Annotated in this window: 5 protein-coding genes; 1 reads left to right on the plus strand and 4 read right to left on the minus strand. The window is 37.0% G+C overall.

All coding sequences use genetic code 11. The annotated features are described in order from the left end of the window. Positions 1-295: 295 nt before the first annotated feature. Both GZ63_RS0115430 and GZ63_RS16950 read right to left on the minus strand, forming a co-directional pair. Complete coding sequence (locus GZ63_RS0115430; RefSeq protein ID WP_029271084.1) at positions 296-598, minus strand: phasin family protein; 303 nt, start codon at positions 596-598, stop codon at positions 296-298. A 12-nt stretch (positions 599-610) separates the two neighbouring features. After that, positions 611-2,242, minus strand: coding sequence for an ABC1 kinase family protein (locus GZ63_RS16950; RefSeq protein WP_226374473.1), 1,632 nt, complete (start codon positions 2,240-2,242; stop codon positions 611-613). A 200-nt stretch (positions 2,243-2,442) separates the two neighbouring features. Here GZ63_RS16950 and GZ63_RS0115440 point away from each other — a divergent pair, with 200 nt between their 5' ends. Further along, a complete protein-coding gene (locus tag GZ63_RS0115440) occupies positions 2,443-3,789 on the plus strand; it encodes a YjiH family protein (protein WP_029271088.1) in 1,347 nt (448 codons plus the stop codon). 136 nt (positions 3,790-3,925) lie between these two features. On the opposite strand, the gene GZ63_RS0115445 is transcribed toward GZ63_RS0115440, so the two are convergent. Both GZ63_RS0115445 and ku read right to left on the minus strand, forming a co-directional pair. Next, positions 3,926-4,948, minus strand: coding sequence for an acyltransferase family protein (locus GZ63_RS0115445; protein ID WP_029271090.1), 1,023 nt, complete (start codon positions 4,946-4,948; stop codon positions 3,926-3,928). Positions 4,949-5,174: 226 nt separating this feature from the next. Continuing rightward, entirely contained in the window at positions 5,175-6,017 is an 843-nt protein-coding gene (gene ku, locus GZ63_RS0115450; protein ID WP_029271092.1) for a non-homologous end joining protein Ku, read from the minus strand. Between the last annotated feature and the right edge of the window lie 273 nt (positions 6,018-6,290).

The raw sequence follows: 6,290 nt of genomic DNA on the forward strand, positions 1-6,290 counted from the left end.
TAACTGCTGTATTTACTGTATGGAACTCGTGCAGTATCGGACTTTGTAATGTTTAGCAAACTCGTCCATTCCAATTCAGCCTTGTATACAGTTTCTGTTCGTCAGTTCGGGAGTTTGCCTCCAGCTTCCTTCAGATTCCATTTCGCAATGGACACCCTTGCTTTCAGCTAACAGTTCCTACTGCCAAGCCTGTAGTGGACTTTCACCACCAAGTTATAGCCCATGCTGGGCGCACTAAAAAACCCCCAAAAGTTAGTTTTCTACGTTAACTTTCGGGGGGTACCGATCCACTCTTTTATGTTTCCTTATTCACTTTTTCTTCCAGTTCTGTCAACCGTGCTCTTAGCTCATCGATATCATCTTTTGTTGCTATTCCCATATCTTTGACGATTTTCTTTGTTTGTTCAAATTGCTTTGTATTCCATTCTTCACTTTTCTGTTCGCCTTTTTCTACAAAGTCATTTAATACTGACTTTGCTTGTTCTTGCGTTAACTCATTTTTTTCCACTAGCTCTTTTAATTTGCTGTCCAATTTCTCCTTCCCGCTAACTGCTGCACCAAGTCCTAATAAAAAACCTTTTTTTAACGTTTCATTCATTTTTTATAGCACCTACCTTCTCGATTGAATCATATAATAATGTTTGACTAAACTTGCGAATAATATTAGAAAAAAGATACCAATGGCAGAAATACTAATCGTCTCAAGTATCGCCAGCGCAAAGTGATTAGCATAGATGGCAAACCCCATGCTGATTAATAGCATGATAAAGCTAGTTATTTCGACTAACAAATAATAATGATGCTTAAGCTTTGCTTGTTGCTTTTCTCTGTCCCACTGCCTATCTTTTTCCCCACTCTCTAACCAATTTAGCATAGCTTTTGGAAAAGAGAAAGCGGGTTGAACTGTTTCTTTTGCAATTTGCTTATAAACGGATTCGGTTATACTCCTTCCCCCAACCCACTCTTTAATCTTTGGCTTTGCCCATTTTTTCAAGTCAGCTTCCGGATAAAGATTGACCAGAATTCCAAAAATAATGGAAATAGCTCTTCCTAAATAAAGATAATCTGCAGGCAGTTGAATTGGCTGATCTTTAATAATATGGCGAACATCTTTCATCAGCTGATCTATCACTTGCGTATCCATTCGCTTCATCGATCCATCTTCATACATTTCAACTGTATGCTCAAGTATTTTTCTCAATTTCCGCTTATTCGCATTCGGTAAGATAAAATTCATTTCCTCAAGTATTTCAATCACATTATCATAATCATCGGTGATTAAACTTTGAATAAGACGCTTAAAATAATGTGTATCCTGCTTCCTTATTTCTCCTACCATTCCAAAGTCTATAATGACGATTGTTCCATCCTGCTGCATTAATATGTTCCCTGCATGCGGATCTGCATGAAAATAGCCATTACTTAAAAATTGATCGATATAAAAATAAAATAAAGATTTCGCAGTCCGCTTCGAGCTGATTTGGTGTCTGTTTAAGAAATGAAGATCTGTAATTTTCGCACCATCTACCCATTCCATAACAAGTACTTTTTTTGTACATAACTTTTTATAATACCCTGGAATATAGATAGAAGATTTGTTATGGTAGCGTTCTTTAAAATAAGTTCCATAATGTAATTCCTGTTCAAAATCCAGTTCTTTCGCCATGACATAAATTAACTCTTGATAAAGCTCGCTTAAATCTGCCTTTTTACCGAATGATGTAAAAGTGGAAATGATCCAAAAAACAATCTTCAGTGCTTTAAAGTCCATGTGAAAAATATCTTGAACCCGGTACCGCTGTACTTTAATGGCGACATCTGATCCATCTTTTAATGTTGCCCGGTATACTTCTCCTATCGATGCTGAAGCTATCGATGACTTGCTTATTTCTTTCAGGTGGTGATCAAGGTTTGCGTTCCACTCCTTTTCCAGAATCGCTTTCGCATAATCAAAATGCATCGCAGGAACACGATCAACAAGTCCTGTTAATTCTTTAATAAATACATCTGGCATGATATCTGCTCTTGTACCTAGAAATTGACCTACCTTTATCAATACACCACCCAGTTTAATTGCATTTCTTCTATATTCTTTTGCCATTTTAATCAAAAGATTATTCCATTTTTGTTTGGTACGTTCATCCCAAATACGATTCCGTATATGAAAAGAATAAATTTGATAAATAAATTTAACTGTCATCCATACAATGATTGTAGTGCGATAAATAATATTGTATTTCAAAGCATTCCTCACCTTCAGCATCTTAATAAACTTTTCCCGCTACATCATTCACAATAAACACTAATTTATACGATAGTGTATGTAAAATAGCAAAAAAAATGAAAGCCTTAAAAAATCTAATTGATTTTATAATCAGCACATTGTATAATTATACATTATAAAGAATATTTATTCTTACGCACTTCAAGGGGGAGACAACGTTGGGGAAGAAATATAAAATAACAGATCATTTACGATTTATTATTCCTTCATTAATTGGCATCTTCTTTTTTATGGTACCAATTAAAATGGAGAATGGATATACAATACCAATTGGATTATTAGCAGATTGGATTCAAGGTGAGCTTGCTGATCAACTATCTGCTATTATGATGATCATTATTGTGCTTACAGCAACCATCACGATAATTGCTAAAATAATTGGCGAAGAAACAATGATGAAGACCCCGTTTTTCCATCAATTGTTTTACGTTAGTCCTTTTTGGGTGATTACAAGAGTCATTGCAGCTATTTTTGCGATCATGGCCTTTTTTCAATTAGGACCCGAAGCCATTCACGGAGAAGCCACAGGACAGGAACTTTTAGACGGGTTATTACATGTTTTATTTGCTGTGTTTTTATTTGCAGGTCTGATCTTACCATTGTTAATGAACTTTGGATTACTGGACTTTTTTGGAACATTAATGACGAAAGTGATGCGTCCCCTTTTTAAACTACCCGGACGGTCATCCATTGATACCTTAGCATCATGGATTGGCGATGGCACAATTGGTGTTTTGCTTACAAGCAGACAATATGAAGACGGTCTTTACACGAAGCGTGAGGCAGCCATTATCGGAACAACTTTCTCTGTTGTATCCATTACATTTACGCTAGCTGTTATTGGAGAAGTCGGCCTTGAGCACATGTTTGTTCCATTTTACTTAACCGTTCTTATTGCCGGATTTGTTGCTGCTCTTATTATGCCGCGTATTCCGCCATTATCCCGTAAACCAAATACGTATATAGATGACAAGTCTACTGCAGTAAGTGAAGAAATTCCAGAAGGTTATAACGCACTTTCCTATGGTTATGAAAAAGCTATTGAACGAAGCAAAAGAGAAACAAGTGTTTATAAATTTTTCAAAGAAGGCGGACAAAATGTGCTGGACATGTGGATGGGTGTCGCTCCTATCGTTATGGCCTTCGGTTTAATTGCACTGATGATCGCTGAATATACACCATTCTTTCAATGGTTAGGCATACCATTTGTACCGTTGCTTGAATGGATGCAAATTCCAAATGCGCAGGAAGCGTCTGAAACTATTTTAATTGGGTTTGCTGACATGTTTCTGCCAGCCGTTATTGGCTCATCCATCGAAGCAGAAATAACCCGTTTTGTTGTTGCTGCATTATCCGTCACACAGCTTATTTATATGTCTGAAGTCGGCGGTGTTGTGCTAGGATCCAAAGTACCTGTTTCATTTAAGGATTTATTCATTATTTTTATCCTAAGAACGATTATTACACTACCTGTGATCGTTATTATCGCTCATATTATATTCTAAAATAAAAAAACGGAATGCCGATCGTCTTAGCACGACTAAGATCAGTCACGCATACCTTTATATCCCAATTTAAAAATAGCAGGAGTCGCAGTGACCCTGCTATTTTTTATCGAAATGGTCTGTTCTACAACTTCCATTAGGATTCTGATTGTGTTTTGTTCTTTTCATCATTTTTTGGCGATACCAAGTTTTTAATCATCGATGCCTTTCCCTCGATAAAAGGCTGCCAAACACTTAACATTGGTTTACTTGACAACAGAAGCACAATTGCTGCTGCTATCACAGAAAGTCCTAGCAAATCTAACATGTTATCTACCTTAAATAACTCAGCTTGACGGAAATACTGAATGAAAAATCCGTGCAATAGATAAACATATAATGTTCTCGTACCTAAAAAGGTTAACCAGCCATTCTTTTGAGGAACCCATGCCAGTATACTCATTGCCATGATTACTGATGTAGCATATACCAATAAACGTGCAAGTCCGCCATATTCCGGCATTCCTAAGTCACCATACGATTTAGAAGCAAGCAGCCATCCAGAGTTCAGATCAGGTGCAATATAAATAGCGGCTGCTACAATAACCAATACAACCAGGGAAGCTATTTTTACACTTTTACGCTTCAAGAACATCACATGATCTTTTGTCAGCCAGTAGCCGATTAAGAAAAATGGAAAGAAGACAAAAGTCCTGGACAAACTGAATGTATGCCCGATTTCTCCAAAATATCCGACGAGTAACCCTAGTAGCACAGCAAGCGTTACACCTAATGCCGCTGGTATTTTTTTAAACCAAGACAAAAGGATATGCCAACAAAACAGACTAAATAGAAACCATAAAGACCAGTGTGGATAAAACATTCCCACTTGCCAATTTTCTTTTCCGATAAAGAAGTAATAGCCTGTATAGAGGAGTTGGAAAATAATATAAGGAATCAGCAGCTTTTTAGCTAGATTTACGATATACTCCTTATTCCCGGATCCTTTTGCAAAAAAACCTGCCAAAAAAATAAATGCTGGCATATGAAATGTATATATCCACAAATATAGCGTATTTATTTCATGTGATGCGTCAATGAAGGGTTGAATCATATGGCCAAACACCACTAAAAAAATCAATATTAATTTCGCATTATCAAAATATGCATATCTCTTCATGTTCTTCATCCCTTTACAATCGTACTATATTCAATTATATTTCTTTTTTTTAGCGTTTTAAACCAAATCCATTTAAATTACTCCGATTTAACACATCTGTTATTGTCTTGTAAACAAAATGAGAAAATGAGTCTGATTTGTAACACAATTCAAATCGAATATGCATGTCCACTAGGAAGAATTGATGTCCAATAAAAAATGCCCCCTTCTCCTGGAGGCATTTATGTTAAGATGTAGCCTTTTTCTTTGAAGCAGTTGTTTTTCGCTTCGGCTGTTTTGGTTTTGGTTTATCTTTTTTAGCTTTATCCAACGAGGCTTGGAGTGCATCCATTAAATTAGCCACATTATCCGGCTCTTGTTTTCTTTCTTTCCCTGAAACGACTTGCTCTTTGTTTTTCCGCTCCTCAATTAACTTAAGCAAAGCAGTTCGATACGCATCGTTATATTTTTCTGGATCAAATGTCGTTGTCAATTGCTCAATCAGCATTTTAGCAGTATCAATTTCCTTTTTATTCACATTTGTTTTTTCCGGTACATTTGGAACATCCTGTGTATTTCGTACCTCATCCGGATAGTGGATCGTTTCTACAACTAACGTATTCTGGTAGATGCGGATGACGGCTAATTGTTCCTTGGACCGAATCATCATTTTAGCCACGCCTATTTTCCCAGTTTCCTCTAAAGCTGTACGCAATAAGCCATATGCTTTTCCTCCACCCTCGTTTGGGGATAAATAATAACTTTTCTCAAAATAGACCGGATCAATTTCATCCAATTTTACAAAATCCATAATTTCAACAGCTTTGTCTCCCTGCTCTTGCTTTAATGCCTTCAAATCTTCTTCATCTAACTTTACAAATTTATTTTTCGCGTATTCATAAGCTTTAACAATTTCATCATTTTCCACTTTCCGATCACATACAGGGCAAACTTTTTCATACTTAATCGGGGACTCGCATTCCTTATGTAGCTGCCTTAGTGAAATATCCTTATTTTCCGTTGCAGCGTGCATTTTAACCGGAATATTCACAAGCCCAAAACTAATCGTACCTTTCCACATCGTGTGCATAAAAACACCCCTCGTATAGTATATTTAAGCTTTTCTTTTCAGCCTATTAACTCTTACAAATTTACAAAAATCTCATTGTTGACAACTACGCTACCTTCACTACTGGCGGACGCTTTCCGCGGGCATGGCTTGGGCCTCCTCGGAAGAAACCCACTTCCTGCGGGGTCTCAAGACTCACGCTATTTCCGCAGGAGTCGCCGCCATCCGTTCCAGGTAACTCAGTTTGTGCATGAATAGTCTGCTGAGTGCTATGCCAAAAACTTGGACGCTGCG

Source organism: Virgibacillus alimentarius (assembly GCF_000709085.1).
Taxonomy (GTDB): Bacteria; Bacillota; Bacilli; order Bacillales; family Amphibacillaceae; genus Virgibacillus_B; species Virgibacillus_B alimentarius.